General features: G+C 73.9%; 20 protein-coding genes and 1 pseudogene. 8 read left to right on the top strand and 13 right to left on the bottom strand.

Annotated features, from left to right (window positions below; genetic code table 11):
* The first annotated feature begins 27 nt into the window (after positions 1-27).
* Positions 28-1,086, top strand: coding sequence for a P1 family peptidase (locus tag DI272_RS03415; RefSeq protein WP_109500661.1), 1,059 nt, complete (start codon positions 28-30; stop codon positions 1,084-1,086).
* A gap of 30 nt (positions 1,087-1,116) precedes the next feature.
* On the opposite strand, the gene DI272_RS03410 is transcribed toward DI272_RS03415, so the two are convergent.
* A complete protein-coding gene (locus DI272_RS03410) occupies positions 1,117-1,686 on the bottom strand; it encodes a hypothetical protein (RefSeq protein ID WP_109493641.1) in 570 nt (189 codons plus the stop codon).
* Positions 1,687-1,879: 193 nt separating this feature from the next.
* On the opposite strand from DI272_RS03410, the gene DI272_RS03405 reads away from it, so the two are divergent.
* Complete coding sequence (locus DI272_RS03405; protein ID WP_109493640.1) at positions 1,880-3,175, top strand: hypothetical protein; 1,296 nt, start codon at positions 1,880-1,882, stop codon at positions 3,173-3,175.
* 48 nt (positions 3,176-3,223) lie between these two features.
* Here the strand turns inward: DI272_RS03405 and DI272_RS45090 are convergent.
* The 11 genes and pseudogenes from DI272_RS45090 to DI272_RS03350 form a co-directional block, all read right to left on the bottom strand.
* Positions 3,224-3,552: pseudogene (locus DI272_RS45090) on the bottom strand (VOC family protein); the annotation flags it as partial.
* Positions 3,549-5,207, bottom strand: coding sequence for an ABC transporter ATP-binding protein (locus DI272_RS03395; protein WP_109493639.1), 1,659 nt, complete (start codon positions 5,205-5,207; stop codon positions 3,549-3,551). The gene DI272_RS03395 and the pseudogene DI272_RS45090, both read right to left, overlap by 4 nt.
* Positions 5,204-6,046: an ABC transporter permease gene (locus DI272_RS03390; protein ID WP_109493638.1), complete on the bottom strand. Its 843-nt coding sequence runs from the start codon at positions 6,044-6,046 to the stop codon at positions 5,204-5,206. The genes DI272_RS03395 and DI272_RS03390 overlap by 4 nt, the downstream gene beginning before the upstream one ends.
* Positions 6,043-6,996, bottom strand: a complete 954-nt coding sequence (locus tag DI272_RS03385) for an ABC transporter permease (RefSeq protein WP_109493637.1) — start codon at positions 6,994-6,996, stop codon at positions 6,043-6,045. Before DI272_RS03385 ends, DI272_RS03390 begins: the two co-directional genes overlap by 4 nt.
* Positions 6,993-8,564, bottom strand: a complete 1,572-nt coding sequence (locus DI272_RS03380) for an ABC transporter substrate-binding protein (RefSeq protein WP_109493636.1) — start codon at positions 8,562-8,564, stop codon at positions 6,993-6,995. The genes DI272_RS03385 and DI272_RS03380 overlap by 4 nt, the downstream gene beginning before the upstream one ends.
* Positions 8,565-8,586: 22 nt before the next feature.
* Complete coding sequence (locus DI272_RS03375; protein ID WP_109493635.1) at positions 8,587-9,375, bottom strand: class I SAM-dependent methyltransferase; 789 nt, start codon at positions 9,373-9,375, stop codon at positions 8,587-8,589.
* A gap of 11 nt (positions 9,376-9,386) precedes the next feature.
* Entirely contained in the window at positions 9,387-10,631 is a 1,245-nt protein-coding gene (locus tag DI272_RS03370; protein ID WP_109493634.1) for an MFS transporter, read from the bottom strand.
* Positions 10,615-11,664, bottom strand: coding sequence for a dipeptide epimerase (locus tag DI272_RS03365; RefSeq protein ID WP_109493633.1), 1,050 nt, complete (start codon positions 11,662-11,664; stop codon positions 10,615-10,617). The genes DI272_RS03370 and DI272_RS03365 overlap by 17 nt, the downstream gene beginning before the upstream one ends.
* Positions 11,661-12,734, bottom strand: a complete 1,074-nt coding sequence (locus DI272_RS03360; RefSeq protein ID WP_109493632.1) for a PLP-dependent cysteine synthase family protein — start codon at positions 12,732-12,734, stop codon at positions 11,661-11,663. The genes DI272_RS03365 and DI272_RS03360 overlap by 4 nt, the downstream gene beginning before the upstream one ends.
* Complete coding sequence (locus tag DI272_RS03355) at positions 12,731-13,564, bottom strand: Rossmann-like domain-containing protein (RefSeq protein WP_109493631.1); 834 nt, start codon at positions 13,562-13,564, stop codon at positions 12,731-12,733. The genes DI272_RS03360 and DI272_RS03355 overlap by 4 nt, the downstream gene beginning before the upstream one ends.
* The gene (locus DI272_RS03350) at positions 13,561-14,817 is read right to left on the bottom strand and encodes an ATP-grasp domain-containing protein (protein WP_181387073.1); all 1,257 of its coding nucleotides are present in this window, start codon (positions 14,815-14,817) and stop codon (positions 13,561-13,563) included. Before DI272_RS03350 ends, DI272_RS03355 begins: the two co-directional genes overlap by 4 nt.
* A 148-nt stretch (positions 14,818-14,965) precedes the next feature.
* On the opposite strand from DI272_RS03350, the gene DI272_RS03345 reads away from it, so the two are divergent.
* From DI272_RS03345 to DI272_RS03330, 4 genes are all read left to right on the top strand, one after another.
* Entirely contained in the window at positions 14,966-16,453 is a 1,488-nt protein-coding gene (locus DI272_RS03345) for an alpha/beta hydrolase (RefSeq protein ID WP_109493629.1), read from the top strand.
* Positions 16,454-16,873: 420 nt separating this feature from the next.
* Complete coding sequence (locus DI272_RS03340; protein ID WP_146238309.1) at positions 16,874-17,779, top strand: SDR family oxidoreductase; 906 nt, start codon at positions 16,874-16,876, stop codon at positions 17,777-17,779.
* Between the two features lie 245 nt (positions 17,780-18,024).
* Positions 18,025-18,465, top strand: a complete 441-nt coding sequence (locus DI272_RS03335) for a pyridoxamine 5'-phosphate oxidase family protein (RefSeq protein WP_109493628.1) — start codon at positions 18,025-18,027, stop codon at positions 18,463-18,465.
* A gap of 138 nt (positions 18,466-18,603) precedes the next feature.
* Positions 18,604-19,437, top strand: a complete 834-nt coding sequence (locus tag DI272_RS03330) for a universal stress protein (RefSeq protein ID WP_109493627.1) — start codon at positions 18,604-18,606, stop codon at positions 19,435-19,437.
* Between the two features lie 87 nt (positions 19,438-19,524).
* Here the strand turns inward: DI272_RS03330 and DI272_RS03325 are convergent, their stop codons facing one another.
* Positions 19,525-19,893 carry a hypothetical protein gene (locus DI272_RS03325; protein WP_258314452.1) on the bottom strand — a complete coding sequence of 123 codons (369 nt, stop codon included), beginning with the start codon at positions 19,891-19,893 and terminating at the stop codon, positions 19,525-19,527.
* Positions 19,894-20,069: 176 nt separating this feature from the next.
* On the opposite strand from DI272_RS03325, the gene gap reads away from it, so the two are divergent.
* Together gap and DI272_RS03315 are read left to right on the top strand one after the other, a co-directional pair.
* Positions 20,070-21,098: a type I glyceraldehyde-3-phosphate dehydrogenase gene (gene gap, locus DI272_RS03320; RefSeq protein WP_109493625.1), complete on the top strand. Its 1,029-nt coding sequence runs from the start codon at positions 20,070-20,072 to the stop codon at positions 21,096-21,098.
* Positions 21,099-21,221: 123 nt separating this feature from the next.
* On the top strand, positions 21,222-22,952 hold the full coding sequence (locus DI272_RS03315; RefSeq protein WP_109493624.1) for a GAF domain-containing sensor histidine kinase: 1,731 nt from the start codon (positions 21,222-21,224) through the stop codon (positions 22,950-22,952).
* Positions 22,953-22,955: the final 3 nt, after the last annotated feature.

The raw sequence follows: 22,955 nt of genomic DNA, 5'->3' as shown, positions 1-22,955 counted from the left end.
GAACCGCGCTCGCGTAGGGTGCCGATCATGAACGCCACGGCTCCCCGCCCGCCCTGCTCCGCCGGCCGCCCGCGGGCCCGGGACCTCGGCCTGGGCGTCGGGGACCTGCCCACGGGTGCCCACAACGCGCTCACCGACGTGCCGGGCATGCGCGTCGGGCACGCCACGCTGGTCGACGCGCCGCGGGTGCACAGCGGCGTCACCGCGATCGTGCCCGACGGGGTGAGCCCCGCACGTCCGCTGCCGGCCGGGGTGTTCGCGGGCAACGGGTACGGCAAGCTGCTGGGCGCCACGCAGCTGGCCGAACTCGGCGCCGTGGAGACGCCGGTGCTGCTCACCTCCACCCTCTCCGCGTTCCGGGTCGCCGACGCGCTGGTCGGCTGGCTGCTGGAGCGGCCGGGCAACGAAGATGTGCGGAGCCTGAATCCGGTCGTGGGGGAGTGCAACGACGGGCTGCTGTCCGACATCCGGGCGCGACCCGTCCGTGCGGAACACGTCCATGCCGCCCTGGAGACCGCGTCCGGCGGACCGGTGGCCGAGGGGTGTGTGGGGGCGGGCACGGGGACCACCGCGCTCGGCTTCAAGGCCGGTGTGGGCACCTCGTCCCGGCGGGTGCCGGTGGCGGGCCGGGAGGTGACGGTGGGGGTGCTGGTGCAGGCCAACTTCGGCGGCACGCTGCGGGTTTCGGGACGTACGGTCACGCCCGCCGACGTCGGTCTGCCCGCGCCGGAGACCGGTCCCGACCGTGGTTCCTGCATGGTCGTGACCGCCACCGACGCTCCACTGGACGCCCGTCAGCTGACCCGGCTGGCACGGCGGTCCGTCTACGCGCTGGCCCGGGTCGGTGCCGGGTACGGCCACGGCAGCGGCGACTACGGGCTCGCCCTCGGCACCCGTCCCCTGGGGCAGCCCGCCGGACCGGCCGTGCTGTCGGACGACCGGCTCGACCCCCTCTTCGTCGCCGTGCTCGACGCCGTGGAGGAGGCCGTCCTCAACTCCCTGCTGACCGCCACCACGACCACGGGCCCGCACGGGGACACCCGGCATCCGCTCCCCGCGGCACCGCTGCTCGCCCTGCTGCGGTGAACGGGCGGGCCCGGCTCGCTCCGCGGCGGGTCAGCGCGAGCGGGCCGCGGCGATGAACGCGGCCATCTTCTCCCGGCTCTTGATCCCCGGCGCGGTCTCGACGCTGCTGGAGACGTCCACCCCGAACGGGGCGTAGGCGTCGATCACGCCCGCCACATTGTGCTCGTCCAGCCCGCCGGCGATCACGACCCGTCCGGGCACGTCACGGACCCACTCGGGGATGTCCGCGAAGACCCCGCTGCCCGTGCTGGCGTCGTAGAAGAAGTACTGAAGGGCGTCCGGGTGCTCGGGCGGGGTGCCGGACGCGAGGGCGAGATTCGGGATGTCGGCCATCTCGTAGACCTGGATCGTGTCGAAGTGCTCGGCGACGTCCTGGGTCTCGGCATGGGCCAGGGCGACGGCGAACGCCGGAATCCGCCCGTGCGCGTGGGCGGCGAGCGCCACGGCTCGCTCGGGCGGGCAGTACCGCTTGCTCTTGGGGGTCACCACGATCCCGATGGCGTCGTAGCCCAGCTCGATGGCCCAGTCGATGTGCTCCTCCCGGGTCAGTCCGCACACCTTCACGAACCCGCCGGACCCGGTAGGCCGCCGCCCGCTCATCCTGTCTCCTTCTCGCGCACGTCACGAAGCTGTGCTCACCGTATGCGCAAGAGGGGCCGGCGGTTCCCGCACCCCGGCGGGTGGTGGGTGATGCACTTCAGGGTGCTGTGCCTGGGCACCAGGGAACGCAACGCCTCCCGCCGCTGTCAGTGGCCGTCATTAGGGTGACGAGCACATCCCAGGGGAGGCAGCGATGCGCAGGCCGGTCGAGGGCGAAGTGCACGTCCATTACGGGCAGATCTACGTCGAGAGCGACCCGGACAGTCACGGCCCGGATCTCGCCGAGTCCTTCGCCGGACAGAGCGCCGGGATGTGCGGCGCGGCCGTACCGGGCGCCCTGTGGCTGTCGACCGGTCTGCACACGGGCGACGTCGGCTTCACCGTCGAGATCCATGAGGAACCCCCGCCCCTGGACCCGCAGTGGGAGGACGTGGTGGAGGTGTCCTTCCGCCCCGCCTCCGCGGAGAGCCGGCTGGTGCAGTGGGCGTGGGAGGCCGCGTGGGACCTGGACCTGGCGGAGATGGACTACCGGGTGCGCTATTGCGCCAAGGGCATGGACCGGGCGCGCGAGGAGGACACCCGGTTGGGCTCCGAACCACAACTGGACTGCTATCTGCTTCAGTTCTGGCCTGCCCCGCCGCAGGCCGACCGCGTCGTCAAGGAGACGTCGCGGACCGCCGCCTACTGGCATTCCTACGCCCGCGAGCAACCGCCGCCGCCGACCCCCGAGGAGCGGGCCGAGGCCGAGCGCCGTGAGCGGCTCGCACTGGAGCAGGCCGAGCGGGAGCACCAGCAGGCCCTGGAACGCTGGGAGTGGGGCGGGCAGTCGCCCAGCCAGGCGCTGCGCGAGGTCCGCGGCAACGTCCGTGGTCTGCTGCCCTTCGACCCGCCCCTGGTCCACGCCATCGACGCCGCCGGACCCGAAGTGCAGCGCGCGGTGGCCTTGCTGGCGGCCCGCCGGGCGTGCGAGCAGTCCGGTCTCACCGCCCTCGACTGGGTTGCCGACGGTCTCACCGCGCTGGCGCAGGGGTGTCCGCTGCCGCCGCCGTTCGATGACTGGACCGAGATGTGGCAGACCCTGGCCGCCGACCCGCACGCCCCCGCCGGGACCGTGGGGCAGGCCGTCCCGCCCGAGCGGCCCCCGTTCCAGCCGTCAGCGCCACGGGCCGGGGTGTCAGCGGCGGAGACCCCTCAGCTGGTCGGTCCCGCGGCTGCCGCTGCGGAGTCGTCGAGCCCGCCGCGGGAGCCCGGGCGGGTTTCCTGGGCCGGCTCGTCCACCATGGCGGTCACGTTCGGCGCCCCCGATCCGTCCCTGCGGGTGTCCCAGCCGCACATGGCGCTTCCGGCCGTGACCGGAGCGGCCGAGGCGGACCCGCTGCGGGCCGCGCTCGACGCGGTGTACGCGGGCGTGGTCACCTACGGCGAGCATTACGAGACGCTTCTGCGCGAGATCCGGGCCGCGGTGCCCCAAGCGAGCGACACGCCGTAGAACACCTCCTCCCGGGCTCGGAGGCAGGCCAGGCCAGTCCCTGTCCGTGACGGGCGCGCTGCTGCGTCCTTCGCGCCGTCCGCCGAGCTCGGCGTCCAGCGTCTCCTGGGCCACGCGCATCGCCTCGGCGTACACCGGCCGCCGCCACCGCTCCCACATCTCGTCCTCGGGTACGTCCTCCATCTGGCTGACCACCCACCAGATGTCGCCGAGATCTCACCGTGTCCGATCAGACCGTCCTCGGTCGCCACCCGTGCGAGCTCCGCACCGCCGGACGCCTGGGCGACGAAGTCGAGGAAGGCGCCTGTGCCGTCGGTGACGACCCACGGGGCGACGCTGGTGCAGCCCTGCGGAGCGGCGGTCTTCTGCTCGGTCATGGTGTTCTTCTCGCCGGCGGTGCCTGCCGCTGCGACGGTGGGACGCCTGTAGGCCGGTCGCTGTCCTGGACGGTCGGCGACTCCTGTGCGGCCGGTCGACGAGACGTACTGCCCATGAGCGACCTGGTGAACGGATGGCGCGGGTCGGTGAGGACGCGCCGGGCCGGCCCCTGTTCGACGACGGCGCCCGCGTCCAGCACGGCGATGCGGTGGGCGATGGCGGCGGTCTCCAGGTCATGGGTGATCAGGACGAGGGACAGGTCCTCCCCGCGCTCGGCGAGCAGCATGGTGAGCAGGTCGAGAATGCCGCGCCGGGTGACGGTGTCCAGGCCGGAGGTGATCTCGTCGCAGACGAGGACGCGGGGGCGGGCCAGCAGGGCACGGGCGAGGGCGGCGCGCTGCAGTTCACCGCCGGACAGCCGCCCCGGGCGCCGCCGGGCGAGGTCCTCCTCCAGCCCGAGGCCGGCCAGCGTGGTGAGGGCTTCGTGCGTCGCGGCGTCCGGGTCGGTGCCGCGCAGCCGGACCGCGGTGCGGGCGACCTGGTGCAGCACCGGCCGATGCTCGTCGAAGGCGGCGCGCGCGTCCTGGAAGACGTACTGGACGGCCGCCAGCTGCGCGCGGCTGCGGGCGCGCAGGCTGCGCGGCAGCGGGATGCCGTCGAGGAGGACGTCACCGTCGTGGTCGCGGTGCAGCCCGGCCAGACAGCGGGCGAGGGTCGTCTTGCCGCTGCCGGAGCGGCCGACGACGGCCAGGCATTCGCCCCGGTGCAGGTCCAGCCGGGGTGCGCGCAGCACCTCGGTCCTGCCGCGCGCGGCGGTGTCGCGGTGGCGGGCGACGAGGTCACGGATCTGCAGGACGGGGCGCCCGGAGGAGGACTCGGCCGCCGTGCACCACGGCTGTTCGGTGAGCAGTTCCCGCGTCCATGGATGCCGGGGTGCCGTCCACAGGCGTTGCGGCGGCCCCGATTCCACGACCCGGCCCGCGCGCATGACGATCACCTCGTCCGCGAGGGCCCTGACGACGTCGAGGTCATGGCTGAGCAGGACGACGGCGATGCCGCGGGCGGCGAGGGCCGCCAACTGCTCGACGACCCGGCTCTTGGTCAGGGCGTCCTGTCCGGTGGTGGGTTCGTCCGCGACGACCACCCGGGCGCCCAGCAGCAGCGCCTGCGCGAGGACGACGCGCTGCTGCTGCCCCCCGGAGAGCTGGTGGGGATGACGTCCCAACAGCGTTTCTGCGTCCGGTAGTTGGGCCTGGGTCAGGGCGTGCAGGACGCGTTCGCGGGCCGCCGCCCGGCGCCGCGCGCGCGGCAGCTCGGTCACCTGGGCGCGGGCGATGTCGGTGAGGAGCGCGGAGATCCGGCGGGCGGGGTTGAGCACGGCCGCGGGGTGTTGCGGGACGTAGCCCACCGGACCGTCGGCGGCCCGGCGCACCTCACCGGTGACACGGGCGCCGCGCGGGAACTCGCCGAGCAGGGCGAGGCCGGTGGTGGTCTTGCCGCTGCCGGACGCACCGACCAGGGCCGTGACCTGGCCGGGCAGCGCCCTGAGGCGCACTCCGTCGACGATCGCCCTGCCGTCCACCTCGACCCGCAGGCCGCACAGTTCGGCCAAGGGCTCCCCGGCCGGACGGGTGTTGTCTTCCGTGTGGTTCACGCGCGTGCTTCACTTCCCGCCCGCAGCAGGGGCTTGTCCGGGCCGCCGGCTCGGTCGCCCCCGAGCGCCGCGTCGAAGAGCAGATTGGTGCCCGTCGTCAGCGCGACGATCAGCAGGGCGGGGACGACGACGGCCCACGGCTGGACGAACAGGCCCGTACGGTTGCGGTCGACCATGACGGCCCAGTCGGCGGCGTCCGGGGCCACCCCCACGCCGAGGAACGCGGCGGTGGCGACCAGGTACAGCACACCGGTCAGCCGGGTTCCGGCGTCGGCGGCCAGGGTGCGCAGGATGGACCGGCCGACATAGCCGACGGCCATCCGCCACCAGGTCTCGCCCTGCATGCGCAGCGCCTCGACCGCGGGCCGGGCGGCGGCCTCCGCCGCGGCGGCCCGCACCAGGCGCGCCGCATCGGGCACGTTGACGAGCGCCACCAGCAGCGCAAGCCCGACGGCGCCCGGCGCGAACACGGTCGCGGCCAGCAGGATCAGCAGCAGGGACGGCACCGCGAGCAGCACGTCCAGGGGCCGCATCAGCAACTCCTCCAGCCGGCGCCGCCGGGTCAGCGCCGCGGCCAGACCGACGGGGAGCGCCACGAGGTAGGACAGCGCGGTCGCGGCCAGCGCGGTCAGTACGACCGGTCGGCCCCCGTGCAGCACCTGCCGCCACACGTCCCGGCCCACGAAGTCGGTACCGAGCCAGTGACCGCCGCCCAGCGTGAACGACGCTGCCCGCGGCCCCGGCCGACCCGCGAACACCGGCCCCAGCAACGCGATCAGCAGCGGTACGGCGATGATCGCGACCCCGGCCGCGAAGCGCCCCGTGCGCACCTTGCTCATGCGACCACCCCCGCCCGGGGAGCCAGCCGGTGGGCCACGAGGTCGGCGCCGAGATTCAGCACGACGGTCAGGACGCCGAACACCACGGCGAGCCCCTGGACCACCGGCACGTCGCGTTCGGCGACGGCGTCGAGCAGCACGGTGCCGAGGCCCGGGATCACGTACAGCGCCTCCACGACGATGACACCGCACAGCAGCCAGTCGACGGTCCGGGCGAGTTGCTGGGCGGCGGGGGCGAGGGCGTTGGGCAGGGCGTGGGCGTAGCGGACGCGGGAACCCGGTATCCCGTAGCGGCGGGCGTGCGCGACGTAGGGCGAGGCGAGGGCGTCGATCATGCCCGCGCGGACCAGGCGGGACAGCGAGCACACCGGCCGCGCCAGCAGTACCAGCACCGGCAGGACGAGCGCGGCCGGATGGCCGATCAGGTCCGTGCCGTAGCCGACGGCGGTCGGCGGCAGCCACGCCAGTTGCAGCGCCAGGACGGTCACCAGCAGCACCCCGAGGGCGAACTCGGGCACCGCGTACACCGCGAGCGTCACCGAGCTGATCAACCGGTCGGCCAGGCGGCCCTCGTGGCGGGCGGCGAACACGCCGAGGCCGAACCCGAGGGGCACGAGCAGTGCCAGGGTGAGCGCGGCCAGCAGCAGGGTAGGGCCGAAACCGTCGGCGATGTACTGGCCGACCGGGCGGCCGGAGACCAGCGAGGTGCCGAGGTCGCCGTGGAGCAGACCCGCCGCCCAGCCGGCCAGCCGTTCGTGGGCGGGCTCGTCGAGGCGCATGGTCTCGCGGATCGCGGCGATCCGCGCCGGATCGGGCTGGTCGCCGGCCAGGGCCACGGCCGCGTCGCCCGGCAGCGCCTCGGTGAGCGCGAAGACCAGCAGCACGACGGCCACGGTCTGCGCGACCCCGAGGAGCAGCCGCCGGGCGACGAAGGAACGCAGTCCGCTCACGCCAGCCAGACCTTGTCGAAGCGCGCCCAGTCCAGCGTGTTGGCGGGTGCCTCGGTCTCGACTCCGCGCACCGAGCGAGCCGTTCCGAGAATCCAGTCGGCGAACCCCCAGACCAGGAAGCCGCCCTCGGCGTGGAGGCGGCGCTGCATCCGGTCGAAGACGGCGGCCCGCGCCGTCTCGTCGCGGGTGGACTGGGCCTGCTCGTAGAGGGCGTCGAAGTCCTTGTGCTGCCACTTGGTGGCATTGGTGGTGGAGCCGGTGAGCAGCCGCTGGGAGATGTGGGCCTCGATGGGCATGGCGCCGGAGCGGTAGCAGCACAGGGTGCCGTTGTTCAGGATGTCGGCCCAGTAGGAGTCCTTGCTGCCCATCTTCACGTCGATCGTGACGCCGGCCCGGGCGGCCTGGTCGCGGAAGATGCTCGCGGCCTCGGTGAACCCGGCGGCGACCGCCGAGGTGTCCAGGGTGACCTTCAGGTTCTCCGCTCCGGCCTGCTTGAGCAGGGCACGGGCCCTGGCGAGGTCCTGCTCGCGCTGCGGGAGGGAGGCGGCGTAGTACTCGTACCCCTTGCCGAACAGGTCGTTGCCGACGACCCCCGCCCCGGACAGGGCCCCGTCGACGAGTTCCTTGCGGTCGGCGATGAGGAAGAACGCCTGCCGCACCCTGGGGTCGTCGAACGGCGGCCGGTCCGTCTTCATGCAGAAGGCCTGCATCGCGCTGTTGCGCAGCCGCACGATCTCGATCCGGCCCCTGCCCTCGTGGGCGCGGGCGGTGGTCGGGTTGAGCTCGTGCGCGTACTCGACCTGTCCGCCGAGCAGGGCGTTGACGCGGGCCGACTCCTCGTTGGCGACCACGAACTCGAGCTCGTCCAGGTGCGGGGCGCCCTCCCAGTAGTCGTCGTACCGGCGGAAGACGGCGGAGCGGCCGGGGGCGAAGGACACGAACCGGAAGGGGCCGGAGCCGATCGGCCTGTCGTCGAAGGAGGTCGCCTTGTCCGGGACGATGTACGCCCCGAACGCGGCGAGCACGTTGGGGAATTCGGCCGTGGGGCGCTTGAGCACGAACTCGATCGACCGCTGCCCGGTGGCGCGGCTGGCGGCCAGGTCGATGGGCTCCAGGGACGCCTTGGCGCGGAACGCCTTCTCGGGGTCGGCGATCCGGCGGTAGCTGTACAGGACGTCCGCGGCGGTGACCGGCCTGCCGTCGTGGAAGGTGGCCTCGCGCAGGGTGACCTGCCAGCGGTCGAGGGTCTTGTTGGACTCCCATTTGCCGGCCAGCCGGGGCTGTGCCGAGAGGTCGGCACCGTAGTCGGCGAGTTTGTCGTACAGCGCCTTGGCGCGGGCCACGTCGGCGAAGAGGTTGGCCAGGTGCGGATCGAGGGTCTCGCTCGCGCCGCCGCCCGCGAAGGCGGCACGCAGCCGCCCGCCGCGCCGCGGAGCACCGTGGCTCTTCGTGTCGCTGTCGCCGCTGTCGCCGCTGTTGCCGCACCCGGTGGTGAGGGCGAGCGCGCCGAGCGAGGTGGCGGCGAGGAAACCGCGGCGACGCAGGCCGGGATGACGTTCGTCGTACATGGATGGTCCTTGAAGGATGGGATCAGACAGGGAAATTGAGGCGCGCGACGACATGCAGCCGGTCCGCGTCCGCCGTGTCGCCGGGCAACCGGCCGTCCTGCCACGGGGGTTCGGTGCGCGGGCCGGGGCCGTCGTGGAGTTCCAGGACCTCGAAGCCGTGCGCGGCCAGCAGGTGCCGCAGCTCCTGCGGGAACAGCAGCCGCCACGCCGAGCGCTGCTCGACCGGCTGCGAGCCGTCGTCCGCGGTCCATACGCGGGTGCGGCGCAGGAGTTGAGCCGTGCGGTCCAGCGTGAGCGTGGTCGTGGAACGGTGGACGGTGCCCTGCCAGATGAAGGAGTTGGCGGTGGGCCGGTCCAGCAGGTCGGTGCGGCCGAGGAAGTACGCGCCGTTGCGCAGCTCCGCGACGAGCAGTCCACCGGATGACAGGGCCCGGCGACAGGAGGTGAGGAACGCGTCGAGCTGGGTGTTGGTATGGCAGTACAGCAGCGCGCTGTCCAGGCACACCACGGCGTCGAACCGGCCCACGTCGAACCCGTGCAGGTCGGCGTGGACGTACTCGGGCCCGGGGTGGTGAGTGCGGGCATGGGCGAGCATCGCCTCCGACAGGTCGGCGCCGGTGACCGTGCGGCCCACGCCGTGCAGGTACGCGGCGTCGCGGCCGGTGCCGCAGCCCATGTCGAGGACGCGCGGTCCGGCGCCGTGCCGGCGCAGGCAGTCCTCCGTCCAGCGTCCGGCCAGCCGGTCGGGGTCGGGGAAGCGGGCCTCGTACAGCTCGGGGTGGTCGGTGAGGAGGTTGCGCGGACCAGTCATCCGGTTCCTCCTCAGACCGTCGCCGGTACGGCGGGTCGCGACGGCGTCGGCAGTGAGCCCGTCCGGTGCAGCCAGGCCACTCCCAGCGCCGAGGCCAGCCCGAACAGGGCGCAGCACGCCCAGGGCAGCCAGCCGGCGTCGGCGCGCTCCCCGGCGTCCATGGCCCAGCCCACGACGGTGTTGCCGACGGCGGCGGCGATGCCGGACACCACGTAGAAGATGCCGAAGTAGGTGCCGGTCAGCTCACTGCGGCCGAAGCCGGGGATCAGTTCCATGACGAACGGCTGGGCGACCATCACCCCGAGGTAGAGCAGCAGGGCGCCGGCCAGGACCGGCAGCGCGCGCAGGACGGGATGGCCGGAGGAGTCCACGGCCAGGGCGGGCGGCAGGAAGGCGACCGCCATCAGGCCCAGGCCCGTGGCGATCCAACGCGCCCGGTTCCCGCGCTGTTTGAGGGCCCGGGTGATGCGCAGTTGGAGTGCCAGGTTGGTGAGGGTGCCGACGACGAAGACGAGCCCGGCCGCGCCGTCCCAGCCGGTGGCCTGCCGGGCGCCGTCGGGAAGGAGCAGATACAGCTGGTTCTCCAGGGTGAACATGCCGACCATGGCGAGCGCGAAGGCGAGGAACGCGCGATTGCCGAGCACCTCGCGCCAGTCGGCGAGCACCGTGCCCCTGCTGGGCGCGGCCTCCCGGGCGGGCAGCACCAGGGCCTGCGCGACGGTGAGGACGGCGAAGATGCCGGCCGCGGTGAGCGCGGAGGTGCGGAAGTCCACGAGCAGCAGCGCGCTGCCCAGCAGCGGACCGATCAGCGCACCGGTCGTGGCGAACACGTTGAACAGCGCGAAGGCCTCCGCCCTGCGCCCGTCCGCCTCCTGGGCGATGTAGGTGCGCACGGCCGGGTTGAACAGCGCCCCCGCCAGCCCGCTCAGCACGGACGCGGCGAGCAGTACGGCCAGGTCGTCGCCGAGCGCGAACAGCGCGAACCCGACCGTCCGCAGGGCGCATCCGGCGATGATGACGCCGCGCGCGCCGAGCCGGTCGGAGGATGAGCCGCCGATGATGAACAGGCCCTGCTGGCTGAGGTTGCGCACCCCGAGGACGATCCCGACGACCGCCGCCGACATGCCCAGGTTGTCGGTGAGGTGGGTGGCGAGGTAGGGGATGAGGAGGTAGAAGCCGGTGTTGACGCCGAGCTGGTTGACCAGCAGGAGCTGGACGGCGACGGGGAAGCGGCGCATCTCACGCCACGTCTTCATACGCCTCCACCTCCACAACTCCCAGCCCCGGAAGGCCATTTGTCCGCACGACGCCGTCCTGGCCGCCGATGCCGGTCCACGGGTCGTGGGCGAGCAGCAGGTGGCCGTCGAGGTCGGTCCAGCGGGCGCGGTCGGCGAGGTGCACGGCGGGCGCGAGACCGAGGGAGCTGGCGGTGAGGCAGCCGAGCATGAGGTCGGTGCCGCTGCCGTGCAGCAACGAGGCGATGCGCAGGGCGGACCGTGCGCCGCCGCACTTGGCGAGCTTGACGTTGACGCCCTGGACGCGTCCGGCCAGGCGGCGCACGTCCTCCAGGTCCATGGCGTCCTCGTCGGCGATGACCGGCAGTGGTGAGCGCTCGGCCAGCGCGCCCAGGGCCTCCGGGGTGCCCGGTGCGAGCGGCTGCTCGACGGCCTCGACGCCGATCTCGGCGTACCGGGGGAGCAGCGCCTCGGCCTGGGGCACCGTCCAGGCGCCGTTGGGGTCGAGGAGCAGCCTGGCCCGGGGAGCGGCGTCGCGGATGACGCGGACGCGCTCCACGTCCTCCTCCGGGTCGACGGCGCCCGCCTTGACCTTGAGGACCTGGAAGCCGCTCGCCGCGAGCCTGCGGGCCTGGGCGGCCGCGTCGGCCGGTGCGGTGATGCCGATGGTGCGGGCGGTGGCCGCGGCCGGGGGCTCGGCGGTGCCGAGCAGCCGGTGGACCGGACGGCCGGCCCGCTTGCCGACGAGGTCGAGGAGGGCCGCCTCCACGGCCGCGGTCACGGCCGGGGGTGTACCGGCGGCCGTCGGTTCACCGTCGTACAGGGCGCTCTCGGGATCGGGGAAGCGGGCCAGGGCCGTGCCCGCGGCGGTGAGGAGCCGTTCCAGGGCGGCGGTGCCGAGCCCGTAGTAGACGCTGGTGACGGCCTCGCCGTGGCCGGTGACCCCGTCGTGCTCGACGGTCAGCCAGACGGCGTCGCGGGCGGACATGGTGGAGCGGGAGATGCGCAGCGGCTCGGCGAGGGCGAGGCGTACGGTGCGCAGGCTGGCCTTCACGGGGTCCTTTCCGGGAGCAGGGGATCGGCGACACGGGTGCAGCGCACCCAGCCGGTGGCCTCGGCCGCGCGCGGATGCGGGATCTCCACGGGGCGGGTGGCGGCCGTGGCGGGGTCGAGACCGTGGGCGGTGGCGAAGCCGTCGTCGTAGACGGTGCCGAGGTAGCGGTGCGGGCCGTCGGGGAAGACCGTGGCGACGACCGCGCCGGGATGGACGCGGGCGGCCCAGGCGGCGACGCGGGCCGCGGCGCCGGTGCTCCAGCCCCCGCTGACGAAACTGCCGCGGGCCAGGCGCCGACAGCTGTCGACGGCCTCGGCGGGGCCGACCCAGTGGACCTCGTCGAAGGCGTCGTAGGCGACATTGCGCGGGTGGATGCTGCTGCCCAGGCCGCGCATCAGCCGGGGCCGGGCGGGCTGGCCGAAGATGGTCGAGCCGGTGGAGTCGACGCCGATCAGCCGCAGCGCCGGCCACCGGCGCCGCAGCGGGCCGATGATCCCGGCGCTGTGGCCGCCGGTGCCGACGCTGCACACCAGGATGTCCAGGTGGTCGAGCCGGTCGATGACTTCGGCGGCCAGCGAGGCGTAACCGGCGCTGTTGTCGGGGTTGTTGTACTGGTCCGGCCAGTACGCGCCGGGCAGTAGCGCGAGCAGTTCCCGCAGCCGTGCCAGGCGTGCGGCCTGCCAGCCGCCCCGCGGCGCGGGACGGTCGACGATCTCCAGCCGCACCCCGTGGGAGCGCAGCAACTGCCGCATGGACGGCTCCAGTTCGCTGTCGCCGACCAGGACGACGGGATGGCCGAGGGCCTGGCCCGCGAAGGCGAGCCCGATGCCGAGCGTGCCGGACGTGGACTCCACCACCGGTGCGCCGGGCCGAAGTTCACCCCGCTGCCGGGCGCCCAGCAGCATCGACACGGCGGCCCGGGACTTCATGCCGCCCGCCGCGAGCCCTTCGAGCTTGGCCCAGAAGCCGGGGTGCGGGCCGGGCAGTTCGGCGGTGACCCGGACCAGGGGAGTGCGGCCGAGGAGGGTGAGCAGTTCCGGGCGGGCGACGGGGCGGACGGCCGTGGTCATCGCCCGCCCTCCGGACCGCAGGCGTAGCGGTGGACGACACCCGCGCCACCGTCGAGCCAGAAGAACGGGTACGGCTCGGCGCACACCGCGCTCACCCCGTCACCGAGGAAACGCGGTAGCACCGCACTGCCGGTCTGCGCGAACGCCACCAGCTGTTTGCCGTGCCCGAGCGCGTGCTCGCGCAGCGGATCGAAGGTGCCGTTGCCGAGTGTCATCCCCGACACCAGCAGCGCGTCGCAGCGGTCCGCCGCGGCGAGCGCGTCGGTGACCACGGCCTCGCCCCACTCCGTCAGCCCGCCCTTGAGATCGCAGGGCACATAGCGCAGCCCACGCGAACGCAGCTCCTCCAGAAGGGAGTTGACGACCCCGACCACCAGCACGGTCGCGCCCGCGGGCAGATCCAGCAGCCCGATCACGGCCCTGGCCCGCGCGCGGGACTTCTCCAGCGACGTCCCGGCGGGCAGCGCGGCGGTCCGCGCCCCGTGCTCCGGCGTGTGGGGGGTGACGTGCATCAGATAGGCGTCCAGCGCGGCCACCCGCACCGGCAGCAGCGGATGGGCGAGCAGCGTGGCCACATCGGCGCCCACGCACTCCTCCACCGCCCCGTCGGGCAGCGCCCCGGGCTCGACCGCGCAGGAGCCGACGGCCGAGCCGAGACGCAGACTGAGCACCTCGTTGCGGTAGCCGGTGCCGCGGCCGTCGTGCCGTACCGCCTGGCGCGTTGTGAAGGCCACGGCGATGCGCTGCGCGGCCGGGTCCGGGCCGAGCTCACCGGCGCGGACGCGCGCCAGGAGAGCGTCGAACGTCAGGGTGCCGGTGACCGTGCTCATCGGATCACCAGCCCCGAGCGCAGCTCGCCCAGCAGGGTCTCGACCCGGTCGCGGGCGCCGGGGCCGTCGGCGTCGCCCGCCATGACGTGGCCCAGGTACTCGTTGTTGCTGCCCGCCGCCTTCACCGGCCGGCCGGGCTCGGCGAGCTGCACCTCCAGCACCCCTGGTGCGTCCAGGAGTTCGGCGCCGCCCAGCGCTTCGAGCGTGCCCGGACGCTCCGGTACCAGGAACCCGATGGCCGCGCTGCGCAAGCCGGTCTCACCGCCCCGCAGATCGGGCGCTCGGCCGAGGGAGACCTCCACGAAGGCGGCGGCCAGGTCGACGCCGGTCACATGACGGACCAGCTCGGTGATGCGGTTCCCGGCGGGCCGTGGATTGACCTCGACCACGCGCGGGCCGGCGGAGGTCAGCTTGATCTCCGTGTGCGCCACGACCCCGTCGGTGAGGCCGAGCGCCTTGAGCGCGGCGAGGGCGGTGTGCTCGGCGGCCTCGGTGTCGGCGGCCGGCAGGGCGGCCGGGAACATGTGCCCGGTCTCGATGAACGCGGGCGCCCCGCCGATGCTCTTGTCGGTCACCCCCACCACGTGGACGGCACCGGCGTACGAAACGGTCTCGACGCTCACCTCGGGGCCGTCCAGCAGTTCCTCCAGCTGAACCGCCGGATCCCGCCGCTGACCGCGGGCGTTGACCGGGAAGTCGGCTAACGCGGCCACAGCGGCGGCCAGTTGTGCCTCGTCGTCGACGCGCCGCACCAACATGCCCGCGCACAGGTCGACGGGTTTGACCACCAGCGGATAGCCGATCTCCCGCGCCGCCCGCGCGAGATCGGCCCACTCCTCGTGCACGGCGTAGCGCGGCCCGGGCACCCCCGCGTCGGCGAGGACCCGACGGGTGGCGTCCTTGCGGCAGGCGTTCTCGACCGCCTCCGGACCGGGACCGGGCAGGCCCAGCTGCCCGGCGATCCGGGCCACCGCCGGCAGGTAGTAGTCGCAGGAGGTGAGGACGCCGTCGAAGCGCAGCACCGCGTGCAGCCGCTCGATCTCGGGCAGCAGGGAGCCGGTGTCGTTGGTGTCGGCCGTGACGATGTTGCGCGCGCCGAGCAGCGGGTGGGCGGTGCCCTCGGGCGCCGAGCGGAGGTAGTGGTGCAGGTCGCGCGTGAGGAAGGTGAACTCGTGCCCGCCCTCCCGGATGGCCCTCGGCAGCAGTCTGCTCATCGACCCGACCCAGCTCTCGACCATTAGCAGATGAGCCACAACTCCCCTTTTCGTGCGGTGGGTTCAGCAATCAGGGCAGCCCGGGGAAACCCTCGGACGGGAGGGGCCGGGCATTGCGCTCAGACAAGCTATCGATAATCATTTTCATTTACCAGTCCCTTACCGCCCCTCCTCCCCGGAGAGCCCCTTGCTTCGTCGCACCACCCTGCTCGCCACGCTCACGGCCGTGGCCGCCCTGCTGCCCGCGGCCCCCGCGCAGTCCGCAACCGCCCTTCACACGGAGGCCCCGCGCTTCGGCACCTGCCCCGACTCCGTCCCCGAACCCGCCGCCCCCGACCGCGTCGAGTGCGCCCGCGTCGACGTCCCACTCGACTGGAACCACCCCCAGGACGCCCGCATCACGGTGGCGATCTCCCGCGTCCCCGCCTCCGGGACCCCGGCCGAGCGCCGCGGTGTCCTGCTGGTCAACCCCGGCGGCCCGGGCGGCTCCGGCCTGCCCTACGCCGTCACCAAGCGCGCCAAACTCCCCGAGAGCGTCCGGCGTTCGTACGACGTCATCGGCTTCGACCCGCGCGGCACCGGCCACAGCGCCCCCGCCGACTGCGGCACCATGGGCGGCCTCTTCGACAGCCCGGGCGCCGACCCCGTCCCCGTCGGACCGGCCGCGGAACGGGCCTACCTCACCTCCCTGCGCCACCTGGCCGACGACTGCGCGGCGCGCGAGGGCGACGTGCTGGCGTACTTCTCCACCGAGCAGATCGCCCAGGACATGGACGCGATACGCGCCGCGCTCGGCGAACCGGCGACGAACTTCCTCGGCGTCTCCTACGGCAGCTACCTCGGCGCCGCCTACGCCGCCCGCTTCCCGCAGCGCACCGGCCGCATGGTCCTCGACAGCGTCGTCGGCCCCTGGGACTGGTACGACTTCGACGTCGTGCAGAGCCGGGCCCTGCTGCGCCAGCGCGACACCTTCTTCGCCTGGACCGCCGCCCACGCCGACCGCTTCGCCCTCGGCGACCGGGCGCCAGCCGTCCGCCAGGCCTACCTGGATGTCCGTGACGGCCTCGCCGTCGACCCGGTCGCCGGCTTCGGCCCCGCGGAGTTCGACCGCGCCGTGTACCGGGCCCTCGGCCGCACGGAACGCTGGGCGGGCCTGGCCGACGGCCTGCGTGCCTACCTGCGGGCCGGCACCGTCGACGCCCTCCGGCCCGCAACTTCCTTCGACAGCCCCGACTCACGCACCTACGAGGCCGCCAACCGCATCACCAAGTGCGCCGACGGCCCCGGCCCCACCCCCCGGCGCATCCTCGCGGACATCCGCCGCACCCGCGGCCTGGACCCCCAGCCCGTGCTGACCGGCATGGAGGCGTCCGCCTGCGCCTACTGGCACCACCGCCCCGCCCACCGCACCCCGCTCGGCAGCCCCGACGCCCCGCCCCTGCTGCTGGTGGCCTCCGCCCACGACCCCGTCACCCCCATCGAGGGAGCCCGCCGACTGCGCCACGTCCTGCCCGGCTCCCGCCTGGTCACCCTCGACGACGACTACTCGCACGGCGTCTTCGCCAGCCGCGGCAACGCCTGCGTGGACCGCGCCGCGGCCGCCTACCTCGTCGACGGCACGGTGCCGACGACGGACGTACGCTGCACCGGCCCCGGGCTTCCCGAGGCGCCGTGAGGGCGGTCCCACCACACGCTCCGGCTCGGCCGCAACCGGCTCCGGGAGGAGGTGACGCCGAGGACGATCCCGGCCCCGCCCTTCCGCCGCGCAACCGGCTCCGGAAGGAGGTGACGCCGAGGGATCCCGGCCCCGCCGTTCCGCCGCGCGTCGGGATCGGGGGCTGGGTGAGGTCGAACTGAGCCGCCCCGCCCGGCACTTGGCGGGATGGTGATGCCTGCGGAGGCGCCGCTCCCGCTCGGCGCGTCCGTCGGCACGGTCCGGTGGGACGAGGGTGGGGGCGCTGCGCGGGTGTCGGTGCCAAGGGTGCCCGGCGCGGTGTCGGTGCGGTTGACCGCCGAGGCGTGGGCGTGGATTCTGCTGCGGGGCAGCGGTGCGTCGCCTCCGGACCTCCGTGACCCCCTTCCCCCGGGAGCCGACGTGAACGGAAGCAGGCAGGGCGGCACCACTTCGGACACCGGCCCGCACGCCGTCCTCGTGACGGGGGCCGCCAGCGGCATCGGCAGACACGCCGCCCTCACCTACGCCCGGCGCGGCCACCCGGTGGCGGCCGTGGACATCGACACCGAGCGACTCGCGCACCTGCCCCGCCACCAGGGCCTGCACACCTTCCCCTGCGATGTCACGGACGCCGCCGCACTGGACCGGACCCTCCAGGACGTGGCGGCCGCCGTCGGCACCCCGACGCGGGTCGTGCACAGCGCCGGCATCGCCCGCGTGGGCCGGCTCCTGGACCAACCCCTGTCCGACATCGAGCAGTTGGTGCGCGTCAACTACCTCGGCAGCGTCCAGGTGGCCCGCGCGGTCGTGCCCCGCATGGCCGCCGGGCGGCGCGGCGACCTGATCATCGTGGCGTCCATCGCCGGATGGGTGCCGATGACCTCCGTGGGGGCCTACTCCGCCTCCAAGGCCGCCGTCGTGGCGATGGCCGAGGTCCTCGCCCGGGAGTGCGCCGGCAGCGGCGTCCGGGTCGTGTGCGTCTGCCCGCCCGCCGTGGAGACACCGATGCTCACCGAGATGCAGCGCAGCCATCCCGACGTCATCAGTGACGCCCCCGGCATCCATCCCGACGTCGTGCTGCGCGCCGCCGAACGCGCCCTGGCCAGGGGGCGCGTCCTGGCCTTCCCCGGCCGGGGCACGACCACCCTGTGGCGGGCCCGCCGACTGGCCCCGCTGCGCGTCACCAGCCTGCTGGAGGCGGTGCTCCTCAAGCAGCTGAGCAAGTCACGTGCCGCGCGGACGCCGGGCGCGGGGGAAGAAGGGGCGCGGACGGCGGGGACAGGTGAAGACAAAGCACGAACTCCGGCGACAGGCGAAGAGGCGTAGACCCGGCGCGCCCGTGGGCCGCCGGATCGGGCGCGCTGCCGGCGGCCCGTCGGCCGTGTGTCGCCGAGGACACCGGCGGACACCGGCGCCCGCCGGCTGTCACTGGACGCCGGGCCGCGGAGTGACAGGGCCGTTGGCCGGCGCACCCGGGACTGACGGCCCTTCGCGCCCGGCGCCCCGTCGCCAACGATGGACGGACGACGTGCACCGCACGCCTGCCGCTTCCGGCGAAAGACGGTCTGGCCATGTATCCCAACGACGGTTTCCGTGAACTCGATCGGCAGGAATGCCTGCGACTGCTGGCCGGGGTGCCCGTGGGCCGGATCGTCCACACACGCCAGGCCCTGCCCGCGGTACTCCCGGTCAACTTCTGCCTGGACGGCGACGGCGCGGTGCTGCTGCGCACCGCCGCCGCTTCGGAGCTGGCCCGCGCCATAGACGGCACGATCGTCGCCTTCGAGGCCGACCAGGTCGACGCCGTCGCGCACTCCGGCTGGAGCGTCGTCGTCACCGGCGCGGCCTCCGTCGTCACGGACCCGGCCGAGCACGACCGCCTGATCCGCACCGGGCCGCGCTCCTGGGTGCCCTCGCCCGCGGAGGTCTTCATCCGGATCGAGGCCGACCTGGTGACCGGTCGCGCCCTCGTCGGCGGGCGCACGCTCTACGGCGTCAACCTCGGCGACTGACCGGCGTCCGGCCGCCGGTCCGGACCGTACGGCCCCGTGACAGGGGCCGTACGGCGCCCCACCGGGGTTCGCGTGGCCCCTGCCCCGGACGGTCCGGGCGGACGAGCATCGGGAGCACAGAGCAGAGGAGGAGAGGACATGACTCCCCAGCACGTAGTCGTGGGAACGGACGGATCGCTGGTCGCCGTACGGGCACTGGACTGGGCCTCGGACGAGGCCGCTCGGCGCGCTGCCGAGCTGCGGATCGTCTACGCCGTGCCCGATCGCGACGAGGCCGGCCCGGTCCTCGCCTCGGCCGTCGCCCGCGTCCGGGAACGCCACCCTGACCTGACGGTGACCTCCCGGGCCGTCACGGGCAGCCCCGTACGAGCGCTCGCGCAGGAGAGCGCGGACGCGGCGCTCACCGTCGTGGGCACCCGAGGCCACAACGGCGTCACCGGCCTGATGACCGGTTCCGTGAGCCTGCGACTGGCCGCACGGGTGCGGGGCCCGCTGCTCGTCGTACGCGGTGACCACCCGTGCGACGGCGGACGGGAGGTGCTGCTGGGCCTGGAGGACGACTCCGACGCCGACGCCGCCGCGTACGCCTTCGACGAGGCGGAGCGCCGTGCCGTCCGGCTGCGGGTCCTGCACGCCCGCACCCACCGGCACATCACCCCCGAGCTGCCCTCACCGATCCCCGCCACCAGCCCCGGGCAGCGGCGGCTCGACCGGGAGGACCGGGCCGAGGAAGCCGTACCGCGCTTCAGCCTCGCCCGGCTGGCGGAGCAGCACCCCGGCGTCGGCGTGGAGCCCCGCACGGTCCGCACCGGGCCGGCGCACGCCCTGCTGGCCGCCACGAGCGACTCGGCCGTCGTCGTCATCGGCGCGCACCGCCGCACCAGCCGCCTCGGACCCCAGCTCGGACCGGTGGCGCACACGCTGCTGCACCGCGCACACTGCCCCGTGGTGCTGGTGCCGACGACCCGATGAGCGCAGGCGTGACCCGCACGAAGGGGGTGGGGCGGGCCCGGTGACACGGTCAGGTCACCGGGCCGCCCCACCCCTCACCCACATGACTCACACGTCGGAATCCGTACCCGGCCCCCCGCGCCACGGCGGCGGGGTCGCCGTCTTGCGCGTCTCGTCGCCCCGATGGGCCGCGCGGTCGACGCGTCCGCGCAGCCGGTCCTGCAACCGGTCGGCCAGTTCGTGCGCGCTCGCCTCCTGCGCGTGGACGACGACGAGGGCGTCGCCCACCCGGATCTCGGCCGCCGCCGACCACGGCTGGGCCACGTGCTGTGCCGTCGCGTGGGTGACCCGCACCTCACCGCTGACGTCCGGGAGCCCGGGCCGCTCGAAGGCCGCCGCGATCTTCGCCCGGACGTACCCGAGCGCCTCGGCGTCGACGTTGCCCGTCGCCCGCACCTGGATGCCGCTGAACGCCATGTGTCCCATCTCCCTCTGATCTCTTCCGACGGTTCCACCCTCCCGCCCGCGGGCACCCGCTCCCAGGGCCAGGTGGCCCGGACATCGCCCCCTTAAGGCCCTCCCTCTACGGGGGCCCCGGTTGGAGGCTGGGAGCGCACCGCAACCACCGGACACCGATCAGGAGGACGAAGGACATGAGCGTGCGCGTGGGCATCAACGGATTCGGCCGCATCGGCCGCAACTACCTGCGCCTCGTGCTGGAGCGCGCGGAGCGGGCGGCCGGCGCGCCGGTGGAGGTCGTGGCGGTCAACGACATCACCTCCCCGGCGGCGCTGGCGCACCTGCTGGCGTACGACTCGACGTACGGCCGTATCGGCCGCACCGTCGAACACGACGGCGACTCCCTCACGGTGGACGGCCGGCGGATCGCGGTGACCGCCGAGCGGGACCCGGCCGCCCTGGCCTGGGGCGAGCTGGGCGTCGACATCGTCATCGAGTCCACTGGACGCTTCCGCACCCGCGAGGACGCCGGCCTTCACCTGAGGTCGGGCGCCCGCAAGGTGCTGCTGTCCGTGCCGGGCAAGGGCGTCGACGCCACCGTCGTGATGGGGGTGAACGAGGACACCTACGACCCGGAGCGCGACCACGTCGTCTCCAACGCCTCCTGCACCACCAACTGTGTGGCGCCGATGGTGAAGGTCCTCGACGAGTCCTTCGGGATCGACAAGGGTCTCATGACGACCATCCACGGCTACACCAACGACCAGGTCGTCCTCGACGGACCGCACAAGGACCTGCGCCGCGGCCGCAGCGCCGCCGTCAACATCATCCCGACCAGCACCGGGGCCGCCCGTGCCGTGGGGCTGGTGCTGCCGGAGCTGGCGGGCACCCTGGACGGCATCGCCGTGCGCGTGCCCGTGGAGGACGGCTCGCTGACCGACCTGACGGTGGTGCTGGAGCGGCCGGTGACCGCGGACGAGGTCAACGCGGCCTTCCGGGAGGCCGCCGACGGGGCGCTGAAGGGCGTGCTCCGGGTGTCCGACGCGCCGATCGTGTCCCGCGACATCGTCGGCGATCCGGCCTCGTGCGTCCTGGACGCCCCGCTCACCCAGGCCAGCGGCGAGCTGGTCAAGGTCTTCGGCTGGTACGACAACGAGTGGGGTTACACCAACCGCCTCCTGGACCTCACCGAGTACGTCGCCGCACGGCTGGGGCGCGGCTGACAGCGGCTCCCCGGTCACTTCCACCTGCTCAGATCCTGTATCGCTCCTCGCCGTGGACCATTACCGTGGCACTTGACCGCGATGGTCGGCCCGAATGCGCCGAGGAGACGTGGAGGAGCACGGGTGGGAAGCCTTGAGCAGGCCGGGGAGGCTCGCGTACGGCTGCCGCAGCTCAAGCTCGACGAGCTGCTGGAGGAGCTGCAGGCGCGGCTGGACGCTGCCCGCGGCACCCGCGACCGGGTGCACAGCCTGCTGGAGGCGGTGCTCTCGGTCGGCCGGGAACTCGACCTGGAGCAGGCCCTGCACAGCATCGTGGAGGCCGCCGCGGCCCTGGTCGACGCGCAGTACGCGGCCCTGGGCGTGATCGGCCCCGACGGCAAGCGGCTGTCGGCCTTCCACACCGTCGGTGTGGACGAGGAGCAGATCGCCCGGATCGGCCCGTACCCGGAGGGGCACGGCATCCTCGGGGAGCTCATCACCAACCCGGAGCCGCTGCGGCTGGTGAAGCTCTCCGAACACCCCTCCTCCTACGGGTTCCCGGCGCACCATCCACCGATGAACACCTTCCTCGGCGTTCCCATCCGGGTGCGGGACCAGGTGTTCGGCAACCTGTATCTGACGGAGAAGCGGGGTGGGGTGCAGTTCGACGAGGAGGACGAGTCGGTGCTGTCGACCCTCGCCGTCGCCGCCGGTGTCGCCATCGACAACGCCCGGCTGTACGAGGAGTCCCGGCTTAGGGAGCGCTGGCTGCGGGCCACCGCGGACATCACCCAGAACCTGATGTCCGGCAGCGAACGCGGCGCGGCCCTCGCGCTGATCGCCGAGAGCGCCCGGGAGATCACCGGTGCCGCCCTCACCGTGATCGCCATGCCGCTGGAGGGCACCGACTCGCTGCGGGTGGAACTCGCCGTCGGAACAGGTGCCGAGGCGCACTACGGGCTCGTCCTGTCCGCGGACAACAGCCTGATCGGGCGGGCCTTCGCCAGTGGCAACCCGGTGACCAGCCCGGACGTCTCCCGCGACGAGCGGGTGGCGAACGCCGAGCCGCGCTTCACCGGTCTCGGTGCGGCCGTGGCCGTGCCCATCGGCACCGGGGAGGGCCTGCGCGGTGTGCTGCTGCTGGCGCGGGAGACCGGCCGGACGGCGTTCTCCGAAAAGGAGACCGAGCCGCTGCACGGCTTCGCCGCACAGGCCGCGATCGCGCTGGAGCTGGCCGAGCGCCGCCAGGACGCCGAGCAGATCGCACTGCTCAAGGACCGCGACCGGATCGCCCGCGACCTGCACGACCTCGCCATCCAGCGGCTCTTCGCCACTGGCATGACCCTGCAGAGCGCCGGCCGTTTCATCGACCACCGGGAGGCCTCCGAGCGGGTGGTCCGGGCGGTCGACGACCTGGACGAGACCATCAAGATCATCCGGTCGACCATCTTCGGGCTGCGGGCCCGTGACGGAGCCGCGGGCACCGGACTGCGCGCCCGTGTCGTGCGGGCTGCGGGCGAGGCCGCCACCGTGCTGGGCTTCGCCCCCAGCGTCCGCATGGTCGGCCTCGTCGACACGGACGTGCCGCGGGAGATCGCCGACCAGGTGACGGCCGTGCTGTCCGAGGCGCTGACCAATGTCGCCCGGCACGCCCGCGCCGACCGTGCCGAGGTCGCCCTGGAGACCGACGGCCGCGAGGTGCGGCTGACGGTGGCCGACAACGGGGTGGGTGTCCCGGCCGACGGGCGGCGCAGCGGGCTGGCCAACATGGCCGAGCGGGCCCGGCAGTTGGGCGGCGACTTCGAGATCGGCACGCCGGAGGGCGGCGGGACCAGGCTGGAGTGGCGGGTGCCGGTGCCCCGCGAGGAGGGGTAACCC

This window comes from Streptomyces sp. Act143, assembly GCF_003143935.1.
GTDB lineage: Bacteria > Actinomycetota > Actinomycetes > Streptomycetales > Streptomycetaceae > Streptomyces.
The sequence above is the reverse complement of the archived record's forward strand: the minus strand, read 5'-3'. Positions and strand labels throughout refer to the sequence as shown.

What these genes read in the sequence shown, in the direction of transcription:
- DI272_RS03410 (WP_109493641.1), bottom strand. Translation starts at nt 1,686, where the DNA reads ATGAGCGGGCGGCGGCCTACCGGGTCCGGCGGGTTCGTGAAGGTGTGC.
- DI272_RS03355 (WP_109493631.1), bottom strand. Translation starts at nt 13,564, where the DNA reads ATGAGCACGGTCACCGGCACCCTGACGTTCGACGCTCTCCTGGCGCGC.
- DI272_RS03390 (WP_109493638.1), bottom strand. Translation starts at nt 6,046, where the DNA reads ATGAGCAAGGTGCGCACGGGGCGCTTCGCGGCCGGGGTCGCGATCATC.
- DI272_RS03370 (WP_109493634.1), bottom strand. Translation starts at nt 10,631, where the DNA reads ATGAAGACGTGGCGTGAGATGCGCCGCTTCCCCGTCGCCGTCCAGCTC.
- DI272_RS03325 (WP_258314452.1), bottom strand. Translation starts at nt 19,893, where the DNA reads ATGGCGTTCAGCGGCATCCAGGTGCGGGCGACGGGCAACGTCGACGCC.
- DI272_RS03380 (WP_109493636.1), bottom strand. Translation starts at nt 8,564, where the DNA reads ATGTACGACGAACGTCATCCCGGCCTGCGTCGCCGCGGTTTCCTCGCC.
- DI272_RS03405 (WP_109493640.1), top strand. Translation starts at nt 1,880, where the DNA reads ATGCGCAGGCCGGTCGAGGGCGAAGTGCACGTCCATTACGGGCAGATC.
- DI272_RS03330 (WP_109493627.1), top strand. Translation starts at nt 18,604, where the DNA reads ATGACTCCCCAGCACGTAGTCGTGGGAACGGACGGATCGCTGGTCGCC.
- DI272_RS03375 (WP_109493635.1), bottom strand. Translation starts at nt 9,375, where the DNA reads ATGACTGGTCCGCGCAACCTCCTCACCGACCACCCCGAGCTGTACGAG.
- DI272_RS03335 (WP_109493628.1), top strand. Translation starts at nt 18,025, where the DNA reads ATGTATCCCAACGACGGTTTCCGTGAACTCGATCGGCAGGAATGCCTG.
- gap (WP_109493625.1), top strand. Translation starts at nt 20,070, where the DNA reads ATGAGCGTGCGCGTGGGCATCAACGGATTCGGCCGCATCGGCCGCAAC.
- DI272_RS03360 (WP_109493632.1), bottom strand. Translation starts at nt 12,734, where the DNA reads ATGACCACGGCCGTCCGCCCCGTCGCCCGCCCGGAACTGCTCACCCTC.
- DI272_RS03415 (WP_109500661.1), top strand. Translation starts at nt 28, where the DNA reads ATGAACGCCACGGCTCCCCGCCCGCCCTGCTCCGCCGGCCGCCCGCGG.